Source organism: Campylobacter sp. 2014D-0259 (genome assembly GCF_008000505.1).
Taxonomy (GTDB): Bacteria; Campylobacterota; Campylobacteria; order Campylobacterales; family Campylobacteraceae; genus Campylobacter_D; species Campylobacter_D jejuni.
In genome coordinates this window covers 403340-428145 of record NZ_VOAQ01000024.1, presented here as the reverse complement: position 1 = coordinate 428145, position 24806 = coordinate 403340, and the positions used below count along the sequence as shown (strand labels likewise).

27 protein-coding genes and 1 pseudogene are annotated in these 24806 nt (G+C 31.4%); 14 read left to right on the top strand and 14 right to left on the bottom strand.

From position 1 onward, the window contains the following. Positions 1 to 46: 46 nt before the first annotated feature. The 3 genes from SR63_RS06755 to SR63_RS06745 are packed head-to-tail and all read left to right on the top strand — an operon-like array spanning position 47 to position 2942. Positions 47 to 1168, top strand: a complete 1122-nt coding sequence (locus tag SR63_RS06755) for a hypothetical protein (RefSeq protein WP_022552396.1) — start codon at positions 47 to 49, stop codon at positions 1166 to 1168. Beyond that, positions 1165 to 2526: a cytochrome P450 gene (locus tag SR63_RS06750; RefSeq protein ID WP_014517093.1), complete on the top strand. Its 1362-nt coding sequence runs from the start codon at positions 1165 to 1167 to the stop codon at positions 2524 to 2526. The genes SR63_RS06755 and SR63_RS06750 overlap by 4 nt, the downstream gene beginning before the upstream one ends. Further along, positions 2523 to 2942, top strand: a complete 420-nt coding sequence (locus tag SR63_RS06745) for a hypothetical protein (protein WP_002880391.1) — start codon at positions 2523 to 2525, stop codon at positions 2940 to 2942. The genes SR63_RS06750 and SR63_RS06745 overlap by 4 nt, the downstream gene beginning before the upstream one ends. On the opposite strand, the gene acpS is transcribed toward SR63_RS06745, so the two are convergent. Together acpS and fliL are read right to left on the bottom strand one after the other, a co-directional pair. Further along, complete coding sequence (gene acpS, locus SR63_RS06740) at positions 2943 to 3290, bottom strand: holo-ACP synthase (RefSeq protein WP_002825806.1); 348 nt, start codon at positions 3288 to 3290, stop codon at positions 2943 to 2945. Beyond that, positions 3290 to 3826, bottom strand: a complete 537-nt coding sequence (gene fliL, locus SR63_RS06735; protein WP_002855429.1) for a flagellar basal body-associated protein FliL — start codon at positions 3824 to 3826, stop codon at positions 3290 to 3292. The genes acpS and fliL overlap by 1 nt, the downstream gene beginning before the upstream one ends. 102 nt (positions 3827 to 3928) lie before the next feature. On the opposite strand from fliL, the pseudogene pgmL reads away from it, so the two are divergent. Both pgmL and SR63_RS06725 read left to right on the top strand, forming a co-directional pair. Continuing rightward, a pseudogene (pgmL, locus tag SR63_RS06730) lies at positions 3929 to 5319 on the top strand (phosphoglucosamine mutase PgmL). 47 nt (positions 5320 to 5366) lie between these two features. Beyond that, positions 5367 to 5744, top strand: coding sequence for a DUF1090 family protein (locus SR63_RS06725; RefSeq protein WP_002855539.1), 378 nt, complete (start codon positions 5367 to 5369; stop codon positions 5742 to 5744). A 30-nt stretch (positions 5745 to 5774) separates the two neighbouring features. Here the strand turns inward: SR63_RS06725 and rsfS are convergent, their stop codons facing one another. Both rsfS and nadD read right to left on the bottom strand, forming a co-directional pair. Further along, a complete protein-coding gene (rsfS, locus tag SR63_RS06720) occupies positions 5775 to 6101 on the bottom strand; it encodes a ribosome silencing factor (RefSeq protein WP_002855339.1) in 327 nt (108 codons plus the stop codon). Positions 6102 to 6128: 27 nt separating this feature from the next. Then, entirely contained in the window at positions 6129 to 6674 is a 546-nt protein-coding gene (gene nadD / locus SR63_RS06715; RefSeq protein WP_014517091.1) for a nicotinate (nicotinamide) nucleotide adenylyltransferase, read from the bottom strand. Positions 6675 to 6733: 59 nt separating this feature from the next. Here nadD and gap point away from each other — a divergent pair, with 59 nt between their 5' ends. Genes gap through SR63_RS06690 form a run of 5 tightly spaced genes read left to right on the top strand, consistent with a single transcriptional unit; the run spans position 6734 to position 11930 of the window. After that, on the top strand, positions 6734 to 7732 hold the full coding sequence (gene gap, locus SR63_RS06710) for a type I glyceraldehyde-3-phosphate dehydrogenase (protein WP_002877378.1): 999 nt from the start codon (positions 6734 to 6736) through the stop codon (positions 7730 to 7732). A 2-nt stretch (positions 7733 to 7734) separates the two neighbouring features. Then, positions 7735 to 8937 (top strand): phosphoglycerate kinase, encoded by a 1203-nt coding sequence (locus SR63_RS06705; RefSeq protein ID WP_002783833.1) that lies wholly within the window; start codon positions 7735 to 7737, stop codon positions 8935 to 8937. Further along, on the top strand, positions 8934 to 9605 hold the full coding sequence (locus tag SR63_RS06700) for a triose-phosphate isomerase (protein ID WP_002877377.1): 672 nt from the start codon (positions 8934 to 8936) through the stop codon (positions 9603 to 9605). Before SR63_RS06705 ends, SR63_RS06700 begins: the two co-directional genes overlap by 4 nt. 3 nt (positions 9606 to 9608) lie before the next feature. Continuing rightward, positions 9609 to 10433: an enoyl-ACP reductase FabI gene (gene fabI, locus SR63_RS06695; RefSeq protein WP_002877376.1), complete on the top strand. Its 825-nt coding sequence runs from the start codon at positions 9609 to 9611 to the stop codon at positions 10431 to 10433. A gap of 3 nt (positions 10434 to 10436) precedes the next feature. Continuing rightward, positions 10437 to 11930, top strand: coding sequence for a hydrogenase small subunit (locus SR63_RS06690; protein WP_014517089.1), 1494 nt, complete (start codon positions 10437 to 10439; stop codon positions 11928 to 11930). Here the strand turns inward: SR63_RS06690 and feoB are convergent. From feoB to SR63_RS06655, 7 genes are all read right to left on the bottom strand, one after another. Continuing rightward, entirely contained in the window at positions 11927 to 13768 is a 1842-nt protein-coding gene (gene feoB, locus SR63_RS06685) for a ferrous iron transport protein B (protein ID WP_147498410.1), read from the bottom strand. The genes SR63_RS06690 and feoB overlap by 4 nt on opposite strands. Continuing rightward, positions 13765 to 13989: a ferrous iron transport protein A gene (locus SR63_RS06680; RefSeq protein WP_002779147.1), complete on the bottom strand. Its 225-nt coding sequence runs from the start codon at positions 13987 to 13989 to the stop codon at positions 13765 to 13767. The genes feoB and SR63_RS06680 overlap by 4 nt, the downstream gene beginning before the upstream one ends. Before the next feature lie 81 nt (positions 13990 to 14070). After that, positions 14071 to 15411, bottom strand: a complete 1341-nt coding sequence (locus SR63_RS06675; RefSeq protein ID WP_002877370.1) for an MmgE/PrpD family protein — start codon at positions 15409 to 15411, stop codon at positions 14071 to 14073. Positions 15412 to 15419: 8 nt separating this feature from the next. After that, positions 15420 to 16787 carry an adenylosuccinate lyase gene (gene purB, locus SR63_RS06670; RefSeq protein WP_002877369.1) on the bottom strand — a complete coding sequence of 456 codons (1368 nt, stop codon included), beginning with the start codon at positions 16785 to 16787 and terminating at the stop codon, positions 15420 to 15422. A 9-nt stretch (positions 16788 to 16796) separates the two neighbouring features. Next, a complete protein-coding gene (locus tag SR63_RS06665) occupies positions 16797 to 17960 on the bottom strand; it encodes a trans-sulfuration enzyme family protein (protein ID WP_002866696.1) in 1164 nt (387 codons plus the stop codon). A gap of 12 nt (positions 17961 to 17972) precedes the next feature. Then, positions 17973 to 19412: a C4-dicarboxylate transporter DcuC gene (gene dcuC / locus SR63_RS06660; protein WP_002877368.1), complete on the bottom strand. Its 1440-nt coding sequence runs from the start codon at positions 19410 to 19412 to the stop codon at positions 17973 to 17975. 3 nt (positions 19413 to 19415) lie between these two features. Next, positions 19416 to 19778, bottom strand: coding sequence for a RidA family protein (locus SR63_RS06655; RefSeq protein ID WP_002779137.1), 363 nt, complete (start codon positions 19776 to 19778; stop codon positions 19416 to 19418). Between the two features lie 167 nt (positions 19779 to 19945). Here SR63_RS06655 and SR63_RS06650 point away from each other — a divergent pair, with 167 nt between their 5' ends. Next, positions 19946 to 20602, top strand: a complete 657-nt coding sequence (locus SR63_RS06650; RefSeq protein ID WP_002866698.1) for a transcriptional regulator — start codon at positions 19946 to 19948, stop codon at positions 20600 to 20602. Here the strand turns inward: SR63_RS06650 and SR63_RS06645 are convergent, their stop codons facing one another. Together SR63_RS06645 and SR63_RS06640 are read right to left on the bottom strand one after the other, a co-directional pair. Beyond that, positions 20603 to 21073, bottom strand: a complete 471-nt coding sequence (locus SR63_RS06645) for a Cj1386 family hemin-binding protein (RefSeq protein WP_002866699.1) — start codon at positions 21071 to 21073, stop codon at positions 20603 to 20605. A 56-nt stretch (positions 21074 to 21129) separates the two neighbouring features. Next, positions 21130 to 22554: a catalase gene (locus tag SR63_RS06640; RefSeq protein ID WP_002869571.1), complete on the bottom strand. Its 1425-nt coding sequence runs from the start codon at positions 22552 to 22554 to the stop codon at positions 21130 to 21132. Between the two features lie 170 nt (positions 22555 to 22724). Between SR63_RS06640 and SR63_RS06635 the strand changes: the two genes are divergently transcribed. The 3 genes from SR63_RS06635 to fldA are packed head-to-tail and all read left to right on the top strand — an operon-like array spanning position 22725 to position 24228. Further along, the gene (locus SR63_RS06635; protein WP_002855637.1) at positions 22725 to 23039 is read left to right on the top strand and encodes a DUF2325 domain-containing protein; all 315 of its coding nucleotides are present in this window, start codon (positions 22725 to 22727) and stop codon (positions 23037 to 23039) included. Positions 23040 to 23041: 2 nt separating this feature from the next. Beyond that, a complete protein-coding gene (locus SR63_RS06630; protein ID WP_002866701.1) occupies positions 23042 to 23737 on the top strand; it encodes a hypothetical protein in 696 nt (231 codons plus the stop codon). Continuing rightward, positions 23737 to 24228, top strand: a complete 492-nt coding sequence (gene fldA, locus SR63_RS06625) for a flavodoxin FldA (RefSeq protein ID WP_002855629.1) — start codon at positions 23737 to 23739, stop codon at positions 24226 to 24228. The genes SR63_RS06630 and fldA overlap by 1 nt, the downstream gene beginning before the upstream one ends. 44 nt (positions 24229 to 24272) lie before the next feature. On the opposite strand, the gene SR63_RS06620 is transcribed toward fldA, so the two are convergent. Further along, positions 24273 to 24803, bottom strand: coding sequence for a hypothetical protein (locus SR63_RS06620; RefSeq protein ID WP_002866702.1), 531 nt, complete (start codon positions 24801 to 24803; stop codon positions 24273 to 24275). Positions 24804 to 24806 lie beyond the last annotated feature (3 nt).

Genomic DNA, 24806 nt, shown 5'->3' with positions numbered 1-24806 from the left:
CTTTTAAAGCAAAGTTGTTATAATTAAAAGTAAAAAGAAATATTGTATGAATAGGGAAGTATTTTATATAGCAGGATATGATCCTAAAAGTTATAGATTTTATTATGATTTATTTAAAAAAAACCTAAAAGATTATTCTCATGCTTTTAACATTGAAGCTGATTTAAGTAAAATTGAAAAAAATGAGCAATTTCCTTTTTTTAAAATTTCTTGCGAGGGAGTGCAAACTAAATATCATTTTTTAACATGGAATGATATTGTTAAGAAAAATTGGTCAGAAAATTATAAAGATGCCTTAGCAGATTGTTATAGTTTTTTTAGAATTTATACTATCACAGGGCTTTTTATCAAATTTGGCAAAGAGTCGATTTATCAACTTATCACAGGTTATTATCCTTTTTTTTATGTGTTATTTTCTTTACTATTTTCTTTGGTTTTAGCTTTTGGAAGTTTTGCTTTTTTGCAAAATTATATGCATTTTTCTTTAGCTATCATCATAGGATGTTTTTTAGGATTTTTACTAAATCATTTTTTATTTAAATTGGGTAAGAAATTAGCTGTATTTTGGATAGCAAGAATTTGTGCTTTTTGTGCTACTTGGCAAGATAAAAAAATAGGTACTATGCAAGAAAGAATCAAACTTTTTGCAAATGTTATAGTGGAGAAGCTAAAACAAAACGAAAGCAAACAAGATTATGAGCTTATTTTAGTAGCGCATAGTGTTGGAACTATAGTTTGTATAGAAGTTTTGGAGTATATTTTAAGACAACATTTAGATTTATCTTTGCTTTGTAAATTAAAAATTCTTACTTTAGGAGAATGCATACCTTTAGTGAGTTATCAAAAAAAAGCAGATGAATTTAGAAAGAAGCTTGAATTTGTTTCAAAGTTTGATTTAAAATGGTATGATTACACATCGATTATTGATGGAGCATGTTTTCCTCAAGTGGATTTTTTCCGCACGAGTGGTGTAAATGCTAAATTTACACCCCCATTTTTAAGTGCTAAATTTCACACTTTATATGAAAAACATGAGTATAAAAAAATAAAAAGAGATAAAAACAAAGCGCACTTTTTATATCTTTATAGTATTAGTGTTAAAGGTGATTATGATTTTTTTTCTTTCATCATAATGCCTAAATTTTTAGAAGAAAAGGTAAAAATATGAGTGAATGTCCCTTTTTTCCAAAACCTTATAAAAACAAGGCTTCTACACTTTTAACTTTTTTGCTAAAGCGTAGATCTTGGCTTGATGGCCTTTATGAGCGTAGTTATAAAATGCAAACAGGCTATGTGAAGATGCCAAATTTTGATCTTTATGTTATAAATGACACTAAAGAAGTTAAAAGAATGATGGTTGATGAGGTTAGAGAATTTCCTAAAAGTGCATTTTTGCATGAGCTTTTAAGTCCGCTTTTAGGAGAGAGCATTTTTACTACAAATGGTGAAGTTTGGAAAAAACAAAGAGAACTTTTGCGTCCAAGTTTTGAAATGACTCGTATCAATAAAGTGTTTAATCTTATGAGTGAAGCTGTGGCAGATATGATGGATCGTTTTAGCAAGTATCCAAATCATGCTGTTATCGAAGTAGATGAAGCTATGACTTTTATTACCGCTGATGTGATTTTTCGCACCATTATGTCTTCAAAACTCGATGAGGGAAAAGGTAAAAAAATCTTAAACGCCTTTGTGACTTTTCAAGAGCAAAGCGTGCATACAGCCATGCGTCGTATGTTTCGTTTTCCAAAATGGCTTTCTTATGTATTAGGAGATCGTAAGCGTACTAAGGCCGGAGATGTGATTAGGCAGGTTTTAAGTGACATCATAAAACCAAGATATGATATGGCAGATAATGCAGAATTTGAAGATATTTTAGGATCTTTGCTTTTAGTAGTGGATGCGGATACGAATAAGCGTTTTTCTTTTGAGGAAATTTTAGATCAAGTGGCTATGCTTTTTTTAGCAGGACATGAAACCACAGCAAGTTCTTTGACTTGGACGCTTTATTTGCTTAGTCTTTATCCTAAGGAGCAAGAAAAAGCTTATGAGGAGATTACTCAGGTTTTACAGGGTGGAGCTATTGAAATTTCGCATCTAAGACAGTTTAAATACTTAACAAATATTTTTAAAGAATCTTTAAGGCTTTATCCTCCTGTTGGATTTTTTGCAAGAGAGGCAAAAAAAGATACCCAAGTTAGAGATAAGCTTATTAAAAAAGGTTCTGGGGTGGTGATTGCTCCTTGGTTGATACACAGACATGAAGAATTTTGGACAAATCCGCATGGATTTAATCCTTCTCGTTTTGAAGGAGAATACAAAAAAGATGCTTATTTGCCTTTTGGGGTAGGGGAGAGAATTTGTATAGGACAAGGTTTTGCTATGCAAGAAGCGATTTTGATTTTGGCTAATATTTTAAAAACTTACAAACTAGAACTTGAAGAAGGTTTTGTACCTGATGTAGTAGGGCGTTTAACAGTGCGTTCGGCTAATGGTATGAGGATAAAATTTAGCAAAAGAAAGCTATGAAAAGAGTTAGAGTTAAAATTCGCGCCAATTTTCGTCGTCGTGTAAAACGCACCTTAAAAGGAAGCTTAAAAGAAAAATTAGCAGGGACTATCCTGCTTTGTGCGATAGTACCTTTAGCAGTTTTAGGATATCTTTTTATCGTGATTATAGGAACTTTTTTTAATACCGCGCGAGCAAGACAGGGTGTTAGAGCTTTAGATCATTTTGTAAATGCAAGCTTGTTTAATGGCTATGCTTGGGAGAGCGTTTCTTCTCATGCGTGGCGTGAAAGAAATCGCAAAAAATGGGCAAGGATTGTTATAAAAATCACAGATTTTTTTCAAAAAGATCATTGTAAAAGAGCAAATAAAAGAGAACAACCTGTGGTGGATTTCATACTTTCAAGAAATTTAGACAAGCAAACTATAGGAAAATAATCAAACTATAGCCACTATGGCTATAGCAAAACCATTATCATGAGAAATGCTTAGGGAAGTTTGAGTGATATTAAAATCTTTTGTAATTTTTTGAGAATATTTTAATTTAGGCGCGTTTTTTTCATCTTTTGATATTTCAATATCAAAAAAACTGCATAATTCACAAATTCCAACACCCAAAGCCTTGCTAGCGGCTTCTTTAGCAGCCCAAAGACCTGCTAGAGTTGCTGGATTTTTAATGAGTATTTGTTCTTTTGGGCTTAGAAATTTATCCAAAAAATTTTTGCCATGTCTAGAATGAATTTTTTCTATCCTAGAAATGGCGATGATATCACAGCCTACACGCATTAAGAAACTACAAAATCCGTAAAATAAACATTTTTAATAAAGCCATCGGTTAAAATTTCATTGATTTTTCCAACTAGCTCATCTTTTAAACGTTCTTTGCCTTTTTGTGTACTTACTTCTTCAAAAGTTTTAGCTGTTAATGTACGAATAATAATATCACGAATCACTGGGACTTTTTTATCAAGTTCAGGTTTTAAAAGTTCGCTATTTTGTTCTAATTCTATAGTGCATTTTACATATCTTGAGCCACTATCGCTAAGTAAATTTAGGGTAAAAGGATCAAGTGGATACATAGGACCTATATTAGCAAAATCACTACCTCGTTGAGTAGGGGCTGAAACCTTAGGTTTATCGGCTTTTGCCTCTTCTTTTGGAGCTTCTTTGACTTCACTTTCATCACTTGAACTGCTTGAAATAAGCCAAGCAATCACTCCCATAATACTAAGAAGTAAAACAAAAAGTAAAATAACAATAATAATTACAAGTGAACCGCCTTTTTTCTTTTTCGTTTCTTCGTTTTCTAATTCTTCATCCATAAATTTTCCTTCATTTAGTGAAATTAATGTAAAATTGTAGCAAAAATTTCTTTTCTATCCAAATTTGCTTTAGAAAAACGATAAATTTAGGTCAAAGAAGAGATGAATTTGAAGGAAAAAAAATGTTAGATGTGATTTTTAGAGAATATGATATAAGAGGACTTTATGGCAAAGAACTGAATGAAAAAAGTGTTAAGGCTATAGGTTTTTGCTTGGGACAAACCATGCTAAATAAAGGCTGTAAAAATGTAAGTGTGGGCTATGATGCAAGATATAGTGCAAATGAACTTTTTAATTATCTAGTGAGTGGACTTAACAAAGCGGGAATAAAAATCTATGATATAGGGCTTGTACCAACTCCATTGGGATATTTTAGTCTTTATGAGGGCTTGAAATTTGATGCAAATGTTATGATAACAGGCTCTCATAACCCAAAAGATTATAATGGTTTTAAAATCACTATCAATAAAGAAAGTTTTTTTGGCGAGGAATTAAAAGAGTTTTCAAAAGAAGTTTATAAGCATTTGGATGATGAGATTGAAGAAAATTTAGAAGTAGAAAAATACGATATTTTAAGCCTTTATGTGAAGTTTATGTGCGAGCAATTTAGCTTTTTAAAGGATTTTAATTATAAATTTGGTGTTGATTGCACAAATGGTGCGGCTGGAGTGGTGATAAAGCCTTTAATCAAGGCTTTAAATTTAAAAGCTCATGTAATGTTTGCAGAGCCTGATGGACAGTTTCCAAACCACGCTCCAGATCCTACAGAAGAAGAAAACTTAAGTGCGATTAGAGAGTTTTTAAATCAAAATCAAGATTATTCTTTAGCTTTTGCTTTTGATGGGGATGCTGATAGAATGGTTGCTTTGAGTAAAACTCATGTATTTTGTGGAGATGAGCTTTGTTATTTGTTTGCTAAAAATATTCCTAATCCACGCATTTTAGGTGAGGTAAAATGTTCTAAAAATCTTTTTGATGAAGTGGCTAAATTTGGAACTATTTTTATGGGAAAAACAGGACATTCTAATATCAAAAAAATGATGAAAGAAAAAGATATTGATTTAGCTGCTGAAGTGAGTGGGCATATTTTCTTTAAACATAGATATTTTGGTTATGATGATGGAATTTACGCATTTTTAAGAGCCTTAGAACTTGTTTATAAAGGTTTTGATTTAGAAAGTATGATTAAAGCTTTACCAAAACTCTATACTACACCTGAAATTAAAATTCATGTAAATGAAGAAGAAAAATTTAAACTTGTGGAAGAATTTCAAAAAGAGATTGAAAAAGGAGCTTTAAAAGGTGTTAAAAGTCTTTGTGAAATTGATGGAGCTAGGATAGATTTTGGCGATGGATGGGCTTTGCTTCGCGCATCTAACACCAGCCCTTATCTTATCACACGCTTTGAAGCAACTTCTTTAGAAAGAGCAAAAGAGCTTGAAAGTACGGTATTTAGTTTGTTTAATGAGATAAAAGCTAGGCTTAAGAATTGATGAGATAATATTTCGCGATTTAAATTTATTTTAAAAAGGAATTAAAAATGAAAAAAATACTTGTTCTACTTTTGTTATGTGCGTTTGCTTTTGGCGCAAGTGAATGTGATAGAAAAATCGATCGTATCAATAAAGAAATCAGTTTTTCTAAAGCGCATAATGATACAGCTAGAACCTTAAGCTTAGAGCTTGCTTTAAAACAAGTACAAAATGATTGTGCTAAAGATCCTATGTTTTATGATAAAAAGTTAGAAGCTAAAAAACTTAAAGAACAAGAAGTAGAAAAAATCGAAAAAGAACTTGATGCTTTAAAAGAACAAAAAGATTATATGAGTAAGGCTGAGTATAAAGCTAAAAAAGAAGCTTTAAAAGAACAAAAAGAGAAAATCAAAAAAGAAATTAAAGAATATATTGATAATCTCTAAAAATTAAAAGGCTAATTAAATTTAGCCTTTTTAAACCCTACCTTTTTTAAGATTTTCTAGTAATTCTTCTATATTATAAATTCCTCTGTGTTCTGGTGTTAAAAGATGGATTAAAATATCACCAAGATCAATCACACTCCATTCTTCGCTACTATCTATGTTTAAAAATTCCTCACCTTTGGCTTTAAGTTGTGTTTTAAGCTCATCGATCAAGGATAGAGCGTGTCTTTCTCCTAAAGTAGCTGCGATAATGACATATTTTACAAAGTATTCTTGCTCGCTCATGTCAATGGTTTTGATATCTTCAGCTTTTTTTTCATCTAAAATTTTAACGATTAAATCTATTCTTTCTTGCATTCTTTTCCTTTAATTTTTGAAATTGTATCAATTTTTTTGTAATTTTTCATAATATTTTTTTACTTCATCTTTAATTTCTTCACAAACTTCATTTATATTTAAAGTGTTGCGTATGAAAGAAGATGCGATTTTTTTATCAGTTTTTAAATCTTTAAAATTTTTAGGAATTTCTATATCATTGCGATTAGCAATAACAAATTCTACTAAAGAATTTAATTTTTCAAAATCATGCCAAAGATGAAGTTTCTCTAAATGATCTGCGCCAATTAAAAGATAAAATTTGCTAGGATTATAAAGCTTATAAAGATATTTAACACTTTCTATACTAGGAACAGGGCGTTTTTGCTTGGTTTCAAAATCACAAATTTCAACTTTTGGAAAATGTCCCCAAAGTTTTTTAACCCATAAGAATCTTTGCTTTTCATCAGCACTAAAGTTTTGTTTAAAAGGGTTGATATAAGTAGGCATAATAATAAGCTTATCAATATCTAATTTTTCCAAAGCCTCTAAAACAACGCTATTGTGTCCATTATGTGGTGGATCAAAACTGCCACCAAAAAGTGCTATCTTCATTAAAATTTTAACCTTTTTTTTGTAGAATATTAGCATTATATTTTGCAAAAGGAAATTAAATGGCTGTAAAAGTTGCTATAAATGGTTTTGGACGCATAGGCAGATGTGTTGCAAGAATCATCTTAGAAAGAAATGATATTGAGCTTGTGGCGATAAATGATACTACGGATATTGAACTTACAAAATACCTTTTTAAATACGATACAGTACATGGTGAATTTAAAGGCAGTGTTGATAGTGAAGGCGATGATTTAGTGGTAAATGGTAAAAAAATCAAAGTATTTAAAAGTCGCAATGTAAAAGATCTTGACTTTGCAAAACACGGCGCACAAATTGTTTTAGAGTGCACAGGAGCGCATTTAACTATGGCAAAATGTCAAGAATTTATAGATATGGGAGTACAAAAAGTGATCATGAGTGCTCCTGCAAAAGATGATACTCCTACTTATGTTTTAGGAGTAAATTCAGAACTTTACAAGGGTGAAAGCATTATTTCTAATGCAAGTTGTACAACAAATTGTTTAGGTCCTGTTTGTCGTGTTTTACAAGATAATTTTGGCATAGAAAAAGGACTTATGACAACAATACATGCTTATACAAATGGACAAAGTATTATTGATGCTAAAGCTAAAGATAAACGCCGTTCTCGTGCTGCAGCGCAAAATATCATTCCAACTTCTACAGGCGCAGCAAAAGCTATGAAACTTGTTATGCCTGAACTTAATGGCAAGCTTCATGGACAAAGTATGCGTGTGCCAGTGATTGATGTATCAAGCGTGGATTTAACTGCACAACTAAGCCGTAAAGTCAGCAAAGATGAAATCAATGAAGCTTTTAGAAAAGCTGCAACTACAAATTTAAAAGGCATTTTAATGGTAGATGATGAAGAAAGAGTTTCAAGCGATTTTATCACTTGTTCTTATGGAGCTATTGTAGCAAGTGATTTAACTCAAGTGATTGCGGATGATTTTATCAAGGTAATTGCTTGGTATGATAATGAATGGGGCTATTCAAGTCGTCTAGTAGATATGGCAGTATATATTGCAAATAAGGCTTAATCATGAGTGATATTATTTCTATAAAAGACATTGATTTAGCTAAGAAAAAAGTTTTTATAAGATGTGATTTTAATGTTCCTCAAGATGATTTTTTAAATATCACTGATGATAGACGCATAAGATCAGCTATTCCTACGATAAGATATTGTTTGGATAATGGCTGTAGTGTGATTTTAGCCTCTCATTTAGGGCGTCCAAAAGAAATTAGCTCTAAATATTCTTTAGAACCTGTGGCTAAGCGTCTTGCTAGACTTTTAGATAAAGAAATTATTATGGCAAAAGATGTTATCGGCGAAGATGCAAAAACCAAAGCTATGAATTTAAAAGCGGGTGAAATTTTACTTCTTGAAAATTTGCGTTTTGAAAAAGGCGAAACTAAAAATGATGAAAATTTAGCCAAAGAACTTGCTTCTATGGTTCAAGTTTATATCAATGATGCTTTTGGAGTATGCCATAGAGCACATTCTAGTGTAGAGGCGATTACTAAATTTTTTGATGAAAAACACAAAGGCGCAGGATTTTTACTCCAAAAAGAAATTGATTTTGCAAGCAATCTTATCAAACATCCAGCACGTCCTTTTGTCGCTGTTGTTGGAGGTTCAAAGGTAAGTGGAAAACTTCAAGCATTGACAAATTTATTACCAAAGGTAGATAAATTAATCATAGGCGGAGGTATGGCATTTACTTTTTTAAAAGCTTTAGGTTATGATATAGGAAATTCACTTTTAGAAGAAGAACTTTTAGAAGAAGCTAATAAAATTCTTACCAAGGGTAAAAATTTAGGAGTGAAAATTTATCTTCCAGTAGACGTTGTAGCCGCTCCTGCGTGCTCACAAGATGCGCCGATGAAATTTGTTCCAGCGCAAGAAATTCCAAATGGTTGGATGGGTTTAGATATAGGACCTGCGAGTGTGAGACTTTTTAAGGAGGTGATTTCTGATGCGCAAACGATTTGGTGGAATGGACCTATGGGTGTTTTTGAAATTGATAAATTTTCAAAAGGTAGCATTAAAATGAGTCATTATATCAGCGAAGGACATGCAACTTCTGTTGTTGGAGGCGGTGATACGGCTGATGTGGTTGCGCGTGCAGGTGATGCAGATGAAATGACTTTTATTTCCACTGGAGGTGGTGCTTCTCTTGAACTTATAGAGGGTAAAGAACTTCCAGGTGTAAAAGCTTTAAGATCTAAGGAAAATGAATGATCTTTGCTGCAAATTTAAAATGCAATCACACAAGGGCAAGCTTTAAAATTTATGCTGAAATTTTAAATAAAACTATGGGGGCAAAATGCGATGATATTATCGTTTTCCCACCTAGCGTAGTATTTTTAGAAAATGAAAATAACTTCATACAAGGAGCGCAAAATTTTTATCCTTGTGTTAATGGAGCTTTTACAGGCGAGCTTGGAAAAGAACATTTGGACGAATTTGGGATCAAATGTGTTTTAATCGGGCATTCTGAAAGAAGAGCTTTAGGAGATGAAGAATTTATTAAGGCTAAATTTGATTTTGCTAAAGAGCATGGTTATAAAATTGTTTTTTGTATAGGTGAAAATTTAGATACAAAAAATTCAGGCAAGACTTTAGAGTTTTTAAAAAAACAACTTGAAGTTATTGATTTAAATTATGAAAAACTCATCATCGCTTATGAGCCTATTTATTCTATAGGAACGGGAGTGAGTGCACAAGCTACAGATATTGCTAAAGTGCTTGAATTTTTAGCGAGTTTAACCAAAGCACCTTTGCTTTATGGTGGAAGTGTGAATGAAAATAATATTAAAGAAATTTTAAGTGTAAATCATTGTGGTGGAGTTTTGATAGGCTCTGCAGCTTTAAAAGTAGAAAATTTTATAAAATTAATCAAAGGATAAAAGATGATTATGAAGGGTAAAAAAGGTCTTATTGTAGGGGTTGCAAATAATAAATCTATCGCTTATGGCATAGCAAAAGCATGTTTTGATCAAGGAGCCGAGCTTGCTTTTACTTTTTTAAATGATGCTTTAAAAAAACGCGTAGAACCTATAGCACAAGAGTTTAATTCTAATTTTGTTTACGAGCTTGATGTAAACAATAATGAGCATTTAGATTCTATCGCTGAAAAAATCAAAAAAGATTTAGGTGAGATTGATTTTGTGGTACATGCGGTTGCTTTTGCTCCAAAAGAGGCTTTAGAAAATTCTTTTTTAGAAACTTCAAAAGAAGCTTTTGATATAGCTATGCAAACTTCTGTGTATTCTTTACTTTCTTTAACACGTGCGGTTTTACCTATTTTAAAAGATAAGGGTTCGATTTTGACTTTAAGTTATCTTGGTGGGGTTAAATATGTGCCTCATTATAATGTTATGGGTGTAGCAAAAGCTGCACTTGAAAGTTCTGTGCGTTATTTAGCAAGAGATTTAGGGGTAAAAGGAATTCGTGTTAATGCTATTTCAGCAGGTCCTATTAAAACTTTAGCAGCAAGTGGAATAGGAGATTTTAGAATGATTTTAAAATACAATGAAATCAATTCTCCTTTAAAACGCAATGTGAGTATAGAAGATGTAGGAAATTCGGCTATGTATTTACTTAGCGATTTGGCAAATGGTGTTACAGGTGAAGTACATTATGTCGATGCAGGATATAACATCATGGGTATGGGTGATGTTGAAAAAAATGAAGAAGGGCAAACTGTTCTTTGTTGGGATAATCAAAAAGGATAAAAAATGACAAAGCTTAGCAATGAAGAATTAAAAAATATACTTGAAGGTCGCATTAAAAAACTTGAAAATTCCATTTTAAAAGAGGATAAGGTTGTCAATGAAGAAAGTGTAAAAATTCTTGCTAAGCATTTATCTTTAGGCAATGAAATTCCAGCTCTTGCTCAAAGATTTTTTCAAATCGCACCTAAAACAAAGTTAGTATGGCTTCATCTTTGTGAATGTACAGGGTGTAGTGAGAGTTTGTTGCGTTCTGAGTTGCCAAGTTTTGATGAGCTTATTTTTGATTTTTTTTCTTTAGAATATCATGAAACTTTAATGGCAGCAAATGGCACTAAAGCTGAAGAGCTTTTAGAGCATGTTTTAGAAGAAGATTTTATTTTAGCGGTTGAAGGTGGTGTTGCAGCCATTGATACCTTTTTTCTTACTATAGGAGCACAAGGAGAGAGTGGCTATGAAATTTTAGAAAAACTAGCCGCTAAAGCCAAGGCTATCTTTGCAGTGGGTACTTGTTCAAGTTATGGTGGTATTCAGGCTGCTTATCCAAATCCTAGTAAAACTTGTGGTATTAGTGAAGTTTTAAGTCAGAAAGTAGTAAATATCCCAGGTTGTCCTCCAAGTGATATAAATATCATTGCGACTTTAAGTTTTTTTGCTTTATTTGGAGTTTTACCTGAACTTGATGAGCAAAATCGTCCTGTTTGGGCTTATGGTAAATGCCTGCATGATATGTGTGAAAGAAAGGCAAAATTTGAAAGTGGGATTTTTGCTGAACATTTTGACGATGAGGCTGCAAAGAATGGAGCTTGTTTATTTAAGGTAGGTTGTAAAGGACCTTATACTTACAATAACTGTCCTAAAGTGAAATTTAATGCTAAAACTTCTTGGCCAGTGGCCGCAGGACATGGTTGTATAGCCTGTAGTGAGAAAAATTTTTGGGATGAGTTTGGGAATTATGAAAAGCCTATGGCAAATATTTTTTCTTACGCTAAACTTTGTAATGAAGAGTTAAAACAAGAATTTTTTCTAGAAGAGCAAATTAAAATTTTAGAACAAATAGATTTTGAATTTGAAAGCAATATAAAACTTATTTTACAAAATATAGCTAAAAATAAATTAGGCGCTTTGCTTGTAGAAAATTATAAAAAATCCTTTGAAAAAAACTATGCTTTTATAGAACAAAATTTTGATGAAAATCCTATGCCTTCAAAAGATTTTTGGAAATATCTTGAGATAAGCTTTATTTTGGTTAAAGGCGCATTTTTAAAAGATAAGAATGATTTTTTAATTGCGGCAAAAAATTATGCTTTTAAACATGCAAGTCCTTATGATTTTAAGTTAAATATGAACGCTGAAAAACCAAAGCTTGATGTGAGCAAATCTTTTCGTATGACTTTAATCTATCTTTGCGGCGGACTTGATTTTGAAGGTGTTGCTTATAGCATTTTAAAAGCTTTTGAAGATAATATCGCTAAAATTTCATCATTAAAAGCAAGTTAGTTTAATAAAATTTTAGCGATATAAAGTCCTATAAAAGCTACTATATAAGCACTTGTGCAGGTAAAAAGAAAGAGAAAGAGAGTGTATTTTAGCTTTCCACTTTCTTTTGAAAAAACTATAGTTGCTGCAAAGCAGGGATTATAAATCATTACAAATAAAATAAAAGCCACTGCACTTGGTATGGGTATATTTTTAGCGATAATTCCTTTTAAATCATTATTTGTTTCATCTACATCTTTTCCTAGTGAATAAAGCACGCCCATAGTTGAGATCATCACTTCTTTAGCAGCCAAACCACTGATTAAAGATACGCTTAATTTCCAATCTAACTCAAGGGGTTTAAAAATAGGTTCTATGCCTTTGCCAAATTGTCCTAAATAACTTTGTTCTATAGCTCTTTCTTGAGCATTAAAATCATTTAAATTTTCTTCACTTTTTGGAAAATTGCTAGCAAACCATATGAGCAAAGAGGCCAAAAGTATGAAAGTTCCTGCTTTTTTAAGATACATTTTGGCTTTATTACAAACCATAAACCAAACTAAATGCCAATTTGGCATACGATATTTTGGCATTTCCATAACAAAAGGTTCATCAAGTCCACGAAATGCTGTCATTCTTAAAAATTTTGCAGCACAAAGTCCTAAAATCGCACCTAAAATATAAATTCCAAAAAGATAATTTCCTGCTTTTTCACTTGGAAAAAAAGCACCGATAAAAAGCACATATACAGGAAGTCTTGCCCCGCAACTCATAAAATTGATCACAAAAAGAGTTAAAAGTCTATCTCTTTTGTTCTTAAGAGTGCGTGTAGCCATAAAAGCAGGTACTGAACAACCAAAACCAGTGATTAGTGGAATAAAACTTTTACCATGCAAACCAAATTTATGTAAAATCCCATCAAGTAAAAAAGCTACTCTTGACATATAGCCTGTGGTTTCTAAAAGAGCTATGCCTAAAAATAAAATCATTATATTAGGCAAAAAAAGTATCACAGCACCAACACCTGCGATAATCCCATCAGCCAAAGCTGAAGCGATAAAGGTATTAGAAATATTGTTTTTAACAAATTCACCTAAGGTATTAAAGCCCGATTCTATATAATCCATAGGAATTTGCCCTAAGCTAAAGGTGAGTTGAAATAAAAGCCACATTAAAAATAAAAATATAGGTAAGCCAAAGAATTTATGGATAAGCAAGGCATCGATTTTTTTGGTTAAATTTCTTTCTTCTTTTTTGTGTGTAATAATTTTTTTTGAAAGTTCATTAATAAAATATAATAAATCTTCTTTTTCTGGACTTTTTTCGCAAAGCGGAGTGTAAAATTGGGATCTTGGAATAAATTTACTTTCAAATAAAATAATAATTTTTTGCAGCAAAAGTTCTAAATTTTCTTTTGTTTTTGCTGAAATTTCAACAACTTGACTTTGAAATTCTTGGCTTAAAACAGAAGTGTCAAGCTCTATACCTTCTTTTTTGGCTTCATCACACATATTTAAAGCTAAAAGCATTTTTTTATTAAGGCTTAAAAGTTCTGCACTAAGGATAAGATTACGTTCTAAATTGGTAGCATCTAAAACATTAACAATAACATCATAGTCATTTTGATTTAAAAAATGACGTGTGATTTTTTCTTCTTCGCTATATCCATCTAAAGAATAAGTTCCTGGCAAATCAATGACTTCAAATTCATAGTTTTTATAAAAAGTTTTTGCGCTTGCTTTTTCTATAGTAACTCCGCTAAAATTTCCTACTTTCATATTGGCTTTGCAAAGCGCATTAATAAGAAGACTTTTGCCTACATTAGGCTGACCTACAAGGGCTATTTTGATTTTTTTCATATAAGATTCACTTCTATGGTTTTAGCTTCATCAGATCTTAGGATAACACAACTTGTATCAAGTTCTACCATTATGGTGGCATTTTTTAAAGAGGAGTGAATTTTTTTCAAGTTTTTATTTTTAATAAATCCAAAGCTTAAAAGTCTATTTTTGAGTTCTTTGTGAGCGTTTAAATTGACAATAATAGCTTTTTGTCCATCTTTTAACTCGTTTAAAGTCATTGTAATTCCTAAATTAATAATAAATATTATAATAAAAAAGTGTAATGAAATTATCCTTCTTGTAAAAAGAAGGATAAATATTTAAAAAGAAAAGTGGTTTAAATTTTCTAGATTGATGATTTGATCTAGAATTTTGTTAGCTTTAGCATTATCAAGGTAAATTTGTGCATTGGCTAAAAATTTAGCTTTTAATTCTTCAAAACTTAGTGGATTATCAAAATTACCTTTATTGATAAAAACATCTTTTTGGATTATGCGTCCATCTTGCAAACTGGCTTCTAAATGCCCTGGAAAATATTTTGGAAAGCCTTGAGATTTTCTTTTTTCGTAACTGATTTTTTTAGCAAATTCTAGTACTTCTTCACGCTTTAAATTTTCATAAGAATCAAGAGTGATTTTGCCATCAAAGAATCCTAGAGCCATTAAAAAAGGCATGGAAAATTTAGCTTCATAAGCACTATTTGGAGTGTATTTTGCTTCCAAAGGATCACAGATAAAAGAAATAGGAACTTCATCTACAAAACAATGAATACTTTTAATTTCATCAGCTTTTAAACCATCATTTTTTAAAGCAATGGCACAATCAATAAGCCCATGAGCAAAATGACAGCTTGGATAAGGTTTGATTGAAACTTGCATGGTTTGCCAAATTTCACCTAAGGCTTTGCCAAGTTCTGTTTTATCGCATTCTTCTTCTATGCCAAAACATTTAAAGATATTATCCCTACCTTCAAAAATACTCAAAGGCCCACTCATATTGTTTTTAGCAAAATGAGCCACCATAATGCCGTTTTTAATAGCATTGGCAATATGTAAAACTTTTGAATTAGATCCATTGGATAAAAACTCATTAACCCCACTTGCAAAACTTCCTGCAAGTCCTAAAGCATTAATGATTTGTTCTTTGTTAAGATCTAGCAAGATTGCACTTGCACTCACGCTTCCAAAAATTCCTGCAATAGCAGTAGTATGAAAACCACGCTTATGAAAAGTACCTTTGCTTGCAATGCCTACTCTAGCTGCAATTTCCCAGCCTACTATAAAAGCTTTGATGATTTTTTTTGCATCTTTGTTAACATGAAAACCATAACTTAAACAAAGTGGAGTTAAAATCGCACTTGCATGCAAAATCGCTTCTGTATGCGTATCGTCAAAATCTAACGCATGAGAAGCAATGCCATCTAGCATAGCTGCGTATATAGGAACTAGTTTTTGATCATTTACCCAAATAGGAGTATTTTTATCTGTGCTTAAATTTTCAAAAGCTTTAAAAGCATTTAAAACACATTCTTCTTTGCTTGCTGCTATGGCTGTTCCAAGGCTATCAAGCATAAGCTCTTTAGCCCTTTGAACAACTGTATTAGGGATATTTTCATATTTAAGATTGAAAATAAAATCCGCTAAAATTTCACTATAGAACATGATTTTTCCTATTTTAAGATAGCGCTATTTTTGATTTTTGCTAAAAATTCATCTACAAGTTTTGGTGCATATCCTACATAGGTTGTTGCATCAAGTAAAGCATCAATTTCTTTTTCTTTCAATACCTTAGATACTCTTTTATCTGCAAGTAAAACTTCTTTAAAAGTTTTTTGTTTTTCTATACCTAGCATAGCATTTTCATAAACAATTTCATGGGCATGTTGTTTTCCATAATGATCGCTTAATGCAAACATAACACGCTCGGCTAAAACAAAACCATTAAGAGTATTTAAATTTTTAAGCATTTTGTCTTTTTTTACTTCTAAATCACTAAGAGCGAATTTCATATTTGCTAAAACCACAGAAAGCATTAAAAACATTTCAGGTAAAAGCTTCCATTCCATTTTCCAAACTTGACCATCTCTTTCATGTTCATGTCTTTCAATATCGCTTAAAATGGCTAAATTTGCTTTAAAGGCATTGCTTATTGTAACCGCATTTTCGCTTACTGCAGGATTTCTTTTGTGTGGCATAGTGCTTGATCCTACTTGTCCTTTTCCAAAAGGTTCAGCAACTTCATCAATTTCATTATGCGAAAGGATTAAAATTTCATGAGCGATTTTGTTAAAGGTTGCGTTGATATTACCTAGTACAAAACCAAGCTCTATAAAGCGATCACGTGCGGGTTGCCAAGAAATATTAGGCACATCAAGTCCTAAATTTTCTAAAGTGAGTTTTTCTACTTCATTGCACTCATCACTTAAACTTGCTTTAGTTCCTACAGCACCTACTATACTACCTACATAAAGTCTTTTTTCAAGCTCAAGTATTCTTTCAAAATGACGCTCAAGTTCGCTTAACCAAATAGCCACTTTATGTCCAAAAGTAATAGGCAAAGCTTGAAGTGCTAAAGTTCTTCCCATCATAGCAGTGTTTTTATGGGTTTTAGCTAGTTTCGCTAAGGCTTTTGCGATAGCTTTTAATTCACTTTTTACAAGAGTCATTGCTTCTTTAAATTGTAAAACCAGTCCTGTATCGATGATATCTTGAGTGGTTACTCCAAAATGTACATATTCGCCTAAATTATTATCGCAAGCTTTTTCTAATCCTCTTACAGTAGGAACTAAAGGGTGTTTGGTCTTTTTAAATTCAGCAAAGATAAAGTCCATATCCATAAATTTATAATGAGCTTTTTTTGCGATCTCATCAGCTGCTTTTTTAGGGATAATTTTAAGTTTTGCTTGTGCTTTTGCTAAAGCTGCTTCAACATCGAGCCATTTTTGTATGCGGTTTTGTTCGCAAAAAATAGCACGCATTTCCTGCGTGCTCCATGAGTCTGCTAGTAATCTATGATCAAATACGCTAATTCCTGTCATCTTATCTCCTTATTTTTTAATACTATCAAAAGCTTGTGTTAAATCAGCAATTAAATCTTTAGTATCTTCAAGACCTATATGAAATCTTACAAATGGTCCTCTTGCACTCCAATCTGTTGCAGTTCTAGGTGGAGTAGTTACGGTGGCTAAGCTTTCATATCCACCCCAGCTAGCACCAATTGAAAAGTATTCTAGTTTATCTACAAATTTAATAGCATCATCTTTGCTATAACCTTCTGTAAATTCTATGGTAATCATACCATTTGCACCTTTATGATCACGCATGAAAATTTCATGATTTGGGTGGGATTTGAGTTTTGGATAGAAAATTGTTTTAATTTCTTTTCTACTTTGTAAAAACTCTACAATTTCATCAGCACTTTTTTCATGAGCTTTCATTCTCACATCTAGTGTTCTCATACCACGAAGTACTAAGTAAGCATCATCAGGACTTGTTGTAAAGCCTAAAGCTTCTGGAAGTTTGTCAAAATTTTTCCATTCTTTTTCGTTGATTACTACTATACCCATGGTTACATCAGAGTGTCCACTAAGATATTTTGTAGCAGCGATAACTGAAATATCCACTCCAAGTTCTAAAGGATTTAGAAAATATCCACTAGAATAAGTATTGTCAATAGCTACAGGGATATTATGCGCATGGGCAATTTTGCAAAGTTTTGGTAAATCTATGACTTCATAAAGTATAGAACCTGGACTTTCACATAAGATAAGCTTGGTATTAGGTTTGATTTTTTCTTCTACATCACTTGCATCAGCTTTTAAAAAATCAATTTCAACTCCCATTTTGTCTAAAAATAATTCGCAAATCGTTCTTACAGGCCCATAAATTGCATCAGTGATTAAAAAATGTGCATCTTTGCTTGCATAGTTTAAAAGCACCATAGCTAATGCTGCAAGTCCTGTTGGGAAAAGTTGTGCTCTATAACCACCCTCTAGAGTGCAAATAAGTTTTTCAAGTTCAAAATTGGTTGTTGTTCCTCTAGCCCCATAGCTTAAAACACGATCTGTTTTTCTTAATTCTCTGTATTTTTGCCAAGTTGCGTGATCTTTAAAAAGTATGGTTGATGCACGCATAAGTGTAGGATTGACTGATCTTACTTCAGCGCCTTGATCGCCTCTGCCACAATGAATAAGTTTAGTTTTTGAGTTCATTTTTTCTCCTTTTTAAAGATAGATATAAGTCATAATAACATTTACAATAGCCGCTACAAGCATAGGAATAGCTGTTCTTTTAACCACGGCAAAAGGACTTACTTTTGCAATAGCTGAGATAGCTAAAATCGCTGGTGCAATAGGACTAACACATCTTCCAAAGCCCGTCATGATTTGAATTGGTGCTATCATGGTGATAGTTTCAACTCCAAAGTGTTTTGCTATATTTGGGATAAGTGGAGCAAAGCTAAAAAATGCCGCATTTCCTGAACCCATTAAGAAAGCACAAACTGCAAGCAAGATTGAAACGGCGATAATAATAGCCAAAACTCCAAATCCTGCATTTTTGCAAAATTCTATTAAAGTATCTACAAAACCTACAGATAAAAGACCGCTTGCAAATACTTGACCACAAACGATGAGTGAAACTGTGATAACAAATAAATGTCCCATTCCTTTAAAGAAAATCATAATAGAATTAAGAGTTTCTACTATACTTTTATAGCGTATCATTTCAAAAATAATAGCCACAAAAGTTGAAATCACCATTGCTACTGGAACATTCATTTTAATGGCAGTGCTAGCAACTGCTTTAACTTCTTCAGCACTACTTATTCCCATTAAAACCAAGATGCTATCAAGCACGGAACTAAATCCTAGGATTAAAACCAAAGGAATTATAGGTAAAATCGCATAAATTCTAGGAGGCTTTTTAAGTTCTTTTTCTTTACCTTCATTTTCATTTAGTTCTTTTTCAATTTCTTGTGCATTGAAGACAAAATTATCTTTTTTGTCAAAAAATTTATTGCAAAGATATATCGCAATACCTACAGCTATAATGATAGGCAAGGTTGTAGGGAGTTGATAATGAACAAAATAAATTGCAGGATCAACTTCAGCTACTTTTGATGCCATGATCACATTTCCACTTCCAGGCCCATGATCGATATATTGACAAATAGCAATCACACTTAAGGCAGAAAGTTTTGAAACACCAGAGCGTACAAGTATAGGATACATAGTAACCATAAGTAAAAGTGCCAAGCCTGCGTGAGAAGGGATGAAAAGAACTAAAAATTGCACGATAAAATAAGCAACTATGAGTAAAACATAAGGAGATTTTACGGCTTTTAAAGGTTTTTCAAAAACTTTAAAAAGTGCATAAGAAGCCCCTACATGATCCATATAAGCAGAAAAACCTGCTATAGTCATAAGTGTAAGTCCAAGCCCTGCTAATGTACTTGACATGGTTTGATTGAAAACTTGAAAAATATCAAAAAAACCTAAATTTAAAGAACCTTTAGCGACAATGTGTGGAGAAAGTCCAAAAAGAGCAGCTAAGGAAAGTAAAAGTAAACCACTTAAAAGCAATGCCATGTGAGCATTGATTTTTTTATAAAGCATAAAAACAAGTAAAAAAACACTAAATAAAGAAAAAACAATACCTAGCATGTTTTATCCTTTTTGAGCGATGATCTCTATCTCTACTTTAGCTTTTTTTGGCAGATCTTTTACTGCAAAAGCACTTCTTGCTGGATAAGGAGCTTTAAAAAATTCAGCATAAATTTCATTAAATGCTACAAAATCATTAATATCAGCTAAAAAGCAAGTGGTTTTAATCACTTTATCATAACTGATACCATTTTCTTCTAAGATAGCACCGATATTTTTTAAAGATTGTTTGGTTTGTTCTTTGATATCAGAGCTTTCTATTTCTCCTGAAGCAGGGTTGATAGGAAGTTGTCCTGATATAAATAAAAGTCCATTTGCTTCCCTATAAGCTGAGTATGGACCAATGGCCTTTGGATAGTTTGACATGAATTCTCCTTTGTTAAATATAGATTAAACAGAATGCATTTTATCACTACAATAATAATTTGTCAATAGTTTATTATCATAATAATAAAATTTTATTTTTAAGAAATGTTTTAAAGTATAAAGAGTAGAATTTAATATTATATTAATTTTTTATTGAAGGCAGTTTTATGGATGAGGGACAAAAACAACAATTTATAAAGTTGACATATTTTTTAGGAGAAGTTTTAGGTGAGCAATATGAGATAGTTTTTCATGTAATTACTGAAGATGGGGCTTATATTGCGGCAATTGCTAACAATCACATTAGTGGGAGAAGTTTAGATTCTCCCTTGACTGCTTTTGCAAGTGAGCTTATGCAAAATAAAAAATATTTAGAAAAAGATTTTTTATGTGATTATAAGGCTCTTGTTGGAAAATCAAAATTAATTAGAGGATCTACTTTTTTTATTAAAAATCATGACAAATTAGTAGGTATTTTGTGTATCAATCATGATACTAGCATTATGAGAGATTTAATATGCAAGATGATTGATTTAGAAAAAATTGGAGATATGGGTGATATTTTAGGAAATATTAGTTTTTCTCAAAATGATTCAAGCATAGAAACATTAAGTCACTCGATAGAGGATATTTTAGTTCAAAGTGTAGATTCTAGTTATTTAAATTCTAATTATCAATTAAGCATTACTCAAAAAGAAGAAATTGCTGAAAAGCTATATGAAAAAGGTATTTTTAATATAAAAGGAGCGGTTCCTATCGTAGCAAAATTTTTAAAAATTTCAGAACCTAGTGTTTATAGGTATCTGAAGAAATTTAAAAAATAACTAAAATTTTTTGATAAATTTTAGTATTTTTAGGCTCGTTTTCTTTAAAAAATTATTTTTAGATTTTTTGAGTAAAAATTCTGCCACATCTTTGCGTCCAAACATAATAGCAAAAGTATAAGGTGTCATTCCTAAACCATTGTTTTCATCAATATTTGCTCCATATTTAACTAAAAGTTCACACATAGGTAAGTATCCTTTAAAACAAACTCCCGCTAATGGGGTTTGTCCACGATCGTTTTTTTCATCTACTTTTGCACCTTTTTCTAAAAGCATTTTAGCGCTTTCATAAGAATTATTATAAGCTGCAAGCATAAGCAAGCTATCGCCTTTATGAGTTTTTAAATTTGCATTTAAACCTGCTTCTATCATGATTTTAAGATTTTCACATTCATTATTTCTTGCAAAATTAAAAGCCATTTTGCAAAGCTCTTCAAATCTTTTTTCTTCTTCTAAACTAAGAGTTGTCATTGTTTTTCCTTAATTATTATAATCTTTAGTTTGCCACCAAAAGTGGCAAGTAAAAATTATTTTTCTAAAGCTTTTTTAATTCCTTTTGCATAATCAGGTGAAATTTTTTCAAAATGTTCTAAAGCTCTAGTGATAATTTTTTCATCAACTCCCTCCATAGAAGCGGCGATATTATGAAAAAGTTGAGTTTTTTGATCATCATTCATAAGATTAAATAAAGCTCTTGGTTGAGTATAAAAGTCATTATCTAGTGGAGCATATCTTTGTGCTACGCCTTCTAAGACTAAATCAGGTTCAAGATAGCTTTTGTCTTCTTTTGGGCTATTATCATAGCTGTTTGGTTCATAATAAGCTGCATCATTTTTATAACTATCAAAATTCATAGCACCAGCGACATTGTAAGTATTCACTTCGCTTTTTGCACGATTTACGGGCAAAAGATGATAATTAGTTCCTATTCTATATCTTTGTGCATCAGGATATGAAAAAATTCTAGCTTGCAACATTTTATCAGGGCTAAAGCCAATTCCAGGAACGATATTGCTTGGACTAAAGGCAGCTTGTTCAACTTCATTAAAATAATTTTGAGGATTTTTGTTTAGAATCATTTCGCCTATATCCATCAAAGGCACAAGACTATGAGGCCAAATTTTTGTTAAATCAAAAGGATTAAATCCAAGTTTTTCTATATCTTTTTCAGCAAGAATTTGAACTTGAACTTTCCATTTTGGAAAATCTTTATTTTCTATAGCATTATAGAGATCTCTTTGATGACTTTCTCTATCTTTTGCTATAAGCTCGGCAGCTTCTTGGTTGGTAAGATTTTTAATCCCTTGTTGGGTTTTAAAATGGAATTTCACCCAAAATCTTTCATTTTTATCATTAATAAAACTATAAGTATGGCTTCCAAATCCATGCATATGACGATAACTTGCAGGAATTCCTCTATCGCTCATAAGAATGGTTACTTGATGTAAACTTTCAGGACATAAACTCCAAAAATCCCAAGCAGCATTATTGCTTCTTAAATGTGTTCTTGGATCTCTTTTTTGAGTATGGATGAAATCAGGGAATTTATAAGCATCACGGATGAAGAATGTCGGAGTGTTATTTCCTACCAAGTCCCAGTTTCCTTCTTTGGTGTAAAATTTAATAGCAAAACCTCTCACATCGCGTTCAGCATCTGCTGCACCTGCTTCACCTGCAACAGTAGAAAAGCGTAGGAAAAGAGGAGTTATTTCTCCTTTTTGAAATATTTTTGCCTTAGTATAAGCAGATAAATCAGCGGTGATTTTTATTTCTCCATAAGCCCCACTTCCCTTGGCATGAACGGTTCTTTCTGGAATTCTTTCTCTATTTTGATGAGCAAGTTTTTCAAGCAAAAGATAATCTTGCATAAGCAAAGGTCCTTTTGCGCCTGCACTTAATGAATTTTGGTTATCGGCTATAATGTTTCCAAAATCGTTAGTTAATTTTTTCATTGTTTTCTCCTAAATAATAAATTTTATTAATTGGTAAATTATATCTATTAAAAATTAAAATTAACTGAATAATTGCATTTTATTGATAATAAATTTCAAAATAAATTTAGTTTTTTTATATTATAATAATAATTATCAAAATATATTTTAAAAATCACAAAGGAGAATTTATGTCAGTTTTGGTTATTGGTGCAGATGAAATCACTCCTATTAGAGCTGTTTTACATGATTTAGGTGCTAAAAAAATAGAACACTGGGATGCACGTAATGAAAATAGAGTTAATCGCAAGCCGATTCCTTGTGATACAGAATGTATAGTAATGTTAACAAGCTTTTTAAATCATAATACTATGAAAAAAATCAAAAATGAAGCTAAAAAGCGCAAAATTCCATTAGTATGTGCAAAAAGAAGTGTAAGTTGTGTGTATTGTGAATATTGTAAAATTTTTAATCTTAATAAAGAATTTTCTTGCTATAAAGGTTAAAGATGTTATTTGGATTTGATGATAAGCGAGAATTTATACCGCAAATTTATCGCTATTTAAACAATCAAGAGCTTATGTTGACTTTTTTAACTCAATATAATGCGAGCGTTGATAGTGCTCTAAAAATTCCTCTTTTATATGCAAAAAATACCAAGAGTTTAAAAATGATATTTGGAAATTTTTTGCATAATATAATGCATGTTTCATTTGGTAAGATTCAAAATATAAATATCAAGCTTAATACATACGCTTTTTACTTTCAAAAAAGAAAAAGCTTGATTTTTAATACTAAAATATCTAAGAATATCGATCTTTTAAGACTTTTAAGAATTTATCTTTATGGCATTTGTTTTGATGCACAAATTTTATTTAGCTCTTATGTTTATGATAAGGTTTCTTTTCAAAATAATGGAAAAAATATAGATCAAGATGGTGATCTTATTATAATAGATAAGAAATTTGCAATTTTACCACTTTGTAAAGAGATTAATGCACATAATTTAAAAATTGAAAATGAAATTCATGGATTATTGAATTTAATAAAAGAAAACAATTTTGAAAAATTTTATATTGTTTGTCCGCGTAACAAAAATTTCACACATTTTATTGAAATAAAACATTTTTTGTGTGATTTAAACAAAACTATGTTAAAATTAGTTCCGTATAAAATATCAAATCAAATTATAAGGAGAAAATAATGTCAGTAGCAGTAATCTATGGTAGTGCTATGGGAAATACAGAAGGAGCGGCTAATACAATTGCTTCAAAACTTGGAATTAGCGATGTTTTTAATATCTCAGATATTGATGCGGCTAAAATGAATTCTTACGATAAATTAATTTGTGGAACTTCAACTTGGGGAAGTGGTGATTTACAAGATGATTGGGATGGTTTTGATTTTTCAGGGCTTAGTCTTGGTGGAAAAACTGTAGCTGTATTTGGTATGGGTGATAGTGAAAGTTATTCTGACACTTTTTGTGGCGGCATGGGTAAATTAGCTCAAAATTTAAAAGATGCAGGTGCAAATTTGGTAGGAGAAGTTTCAACTGATGGTTATACATTTGAAGCAAGCGATGCGGTTGTAGATGGTAAATTTGTTGGACTTGCTCTTGACAATGATAATCAAGAAGATCAAACTGAATCAAGAATTGATGCTTGGGTAGAACAAATCAAACCTTATTTTGCTTAATAATTCTTAAAATCAAGAGTTTTTATACTCTTGATTGTCTTTTCTTAAAAATAAAAAAAACTCACTATTTGATTTATAATTTTATTTTCTAAAGATAATTGACAGCGTTCTTTATTTCCAAGATAAGCTGTTCTTGCAAGAAGACTTGTTTTTTGAGAATTGTGATTTTTAGAGTTGATTTGTAAATTAACTTGCATAGTATAGTAGTTTTCTACCATCCATTCTCCATCACTTTCCAAAGGATCAAAATCATAAAAAAATCTTGCTGAAGTTGTGATTTTTTGAGCATAAGAATGCTTTTTCATATCTACAAGATTGATTAAAATTTCATAATCTGCATTCTCTTTTACTTCTTTTAAGCCTAAATTTTTAAGTTTTAAAGCCAAATCTCTATCCAAAGTAGTTCGAAGTTGGCTAGGATTTTGAAAGGAAATTTTAAAACTTTGTTGTTTTTGTGATCTGATAAAAATGCCTTCATTGCTTGTTTGAATAAAGCTTTGTATGAAAGTTGCATTGGTGCAAGCACTCATAAAGAGTGCTATAAAAAAGCTTAAAATTAAAGTAATTTTAGACATTAG

Bases quoted from the DNA above. Each gene is read 5' to 3' on its own strand.
- SR63_RS06755 (WP_022552396.1), top strand. From the start codon at position 47: ATGAATAGGGAAGTATTTTATATAGCAGGATATGATCCTAAAAGTTAT.
- SR63_RS06750 (WP_014517093.1), top strand. From the start codon at position 1,165: ATGAGTGAATGTCCCTTTTTTCCAAAACCTTATAAAAACAAGGCTTCT.
- SR63_RS06745 (WP_002880391.1), top strand. From the start codon at position 2,523: ATGAAAAGAGTTAGAGTTAAAATTCGCGCCAATTTTCGTCGTCGTGTA.
- acpS (WP_002825806.1), bottom strand. From the start codon at position 3,290: ATGCGTGTAGGCTGTGATATCATCGCCATTTCTAGGATAGAAAAAATT.
- fliL (WP_002855429.1), bottom strand. From the start codon at position 3,826: ATGGATGAAGAATTAGAAAACGAAGAAACGAAAAAGAAAAAAGGCGGT.
- SR63_RS06725 (WP_002855539.1), top strand. From the start codon at position 5,367: ATGAAAAAAATACTTGTTCTACTTTTGTTATGTGCGTTTGCTTTTGGC.
- rsfS (WP_002855339.1), bottom strand. From the start codon at position 6,101: ATGCAAGAAAGAATAGATTTAATCGTTAAAATTTTAGATGAAAAAAAA.
- nadD (WP_014517091.1), bottom strand. From the start codon at position 6,674: ATGAAGATAGCACTTTTTGGTGGCAGTTTTGATCCACCACATAATGGA.
- gap (WP_002877378.1), top strand. From the start codon at position 6,734: ATGGCTGTAAAAGTTGCTATAAATGGTTTTGGACGCATAGGCAGATGT.
- SR63_RS06705 (WP_002783833.1), top strand. From the start codon at position 7,735: ATGAGTGATATTATTTCTATAAAAGACATTGATTTAGCTAAGAAAAAA.
- SR63_RS06700 (WP_002877377.1), top strand. From the start codon at position 8,934: ATGATCTTTGCTGCAAATTTAAAATGCAATCACACAAGGGCAAGCTTT.
- fabI (WP_002877376.1), top strand. From the start codon at position 9,609: ATGATTATGAAGGGTAAAAAAGGTCTTATTGTAGGGGTTGCAAATAAT.
- SR63_RS06690 (WP_014517089.1), top strand. From the start codon at position 10,437: ATGACAAAGCTTAGCAATGAAGAATTAAAAAATATACTTGAAGGTCGC.
- feoB (WP_147498410.1), bottom strand. From the start codon at position 13,768: ATGAAAAAAATCAAAATAGCCCTTGTAGGTCAGCCTAATGTAGGCAAA.
- SR63_RS06680 (WP_002779147.1), bottom strand. From the start codon at position 13,989: ATGACTTTAAACGAGTTAAAAGATGGACAAAAAGCTATTATTGTCAAT.
- SR63_RS06675 (WP_002877370.1), bottom strand. From the start codon at position 15,411: ATGTTCTATAGTGAAATTTTAGCGGATTTTATTTTCAATCTTAAATAT.
- purB (WP_002877369.1), bottom strand. From the start codon at position 16,787: ATGACAGGAATTAGCGTATTTGATCATAGATTACTAGCAGACTCATGG.
- SR63_RS06665 (WP_002866696.1), bottom strand. From the start codon at position 17,960: ATGAACTCAAAAACTAAACTTATTCATTGTGGCAGAGGCGATCAAGGC.
- dcuC (WP_002877368.1), bottom strand. From the start codon at position 19,412: ATGCTAGGTATTGTTTTTTCTTTATTTAGTGTTTTTTTACTTGTTTTT.
- SR63_RS06655 (WP_002779137.1), bottom strand. From the start codon at position 19,778: ATGTCAAACTATCCAAAGGCCATTGGTCCATACTCAGCTTATAGGGAA.
- SR63_RS06650 (WP_002866698.1), top strand. From the start codon at position 19,946: ATGGATGAGGGACAAAAACAACAATTTATAAAGTTGACATATTTTTTA.
- SR63_RS06645 (WP_002866699.1), bottom strand. From the start codon at position 21,073: ATGACAACTCTTAGTTTAGAAGAAGAAAAAAGATTTGAAGAGCTTTGC.
- SR63_RS06640 (WP_002869571.1), bottom strand. From the start codon at position 22,554: ATGAAAAAATTAACTAACGATTTTGGAAACATTATAGCCGATAACCAA.
- SR63_RS06635 (WP_002855637.1), top strand. From the start codon at position 22,725: ATGTCAGTTTTGGTTATTGGTGCAGATGAAATCACTCCTATTAGAGCT.
- SR63_RS06630 (WP_002866701.1), top strand. From the start codon at position 23,042: ATGTTATTTGGATTTGATGATAAGCGAGAATTTATACCGCAAATTTAT.
- fldA (WP_002855629.1), top strand. From the start codon at position 23,737: ATGTCAGTAGCAGTAATCTATGGTAGTGCTATGGGAAATACAGAAGGA.
- SR63_RS06620 (WP_002866702.1), bottom strand. From the start codon at position 24,803: ATGTCTAAAATTACTTTAATTTTAAGCTTTTTTATAGCACTCTTTATG.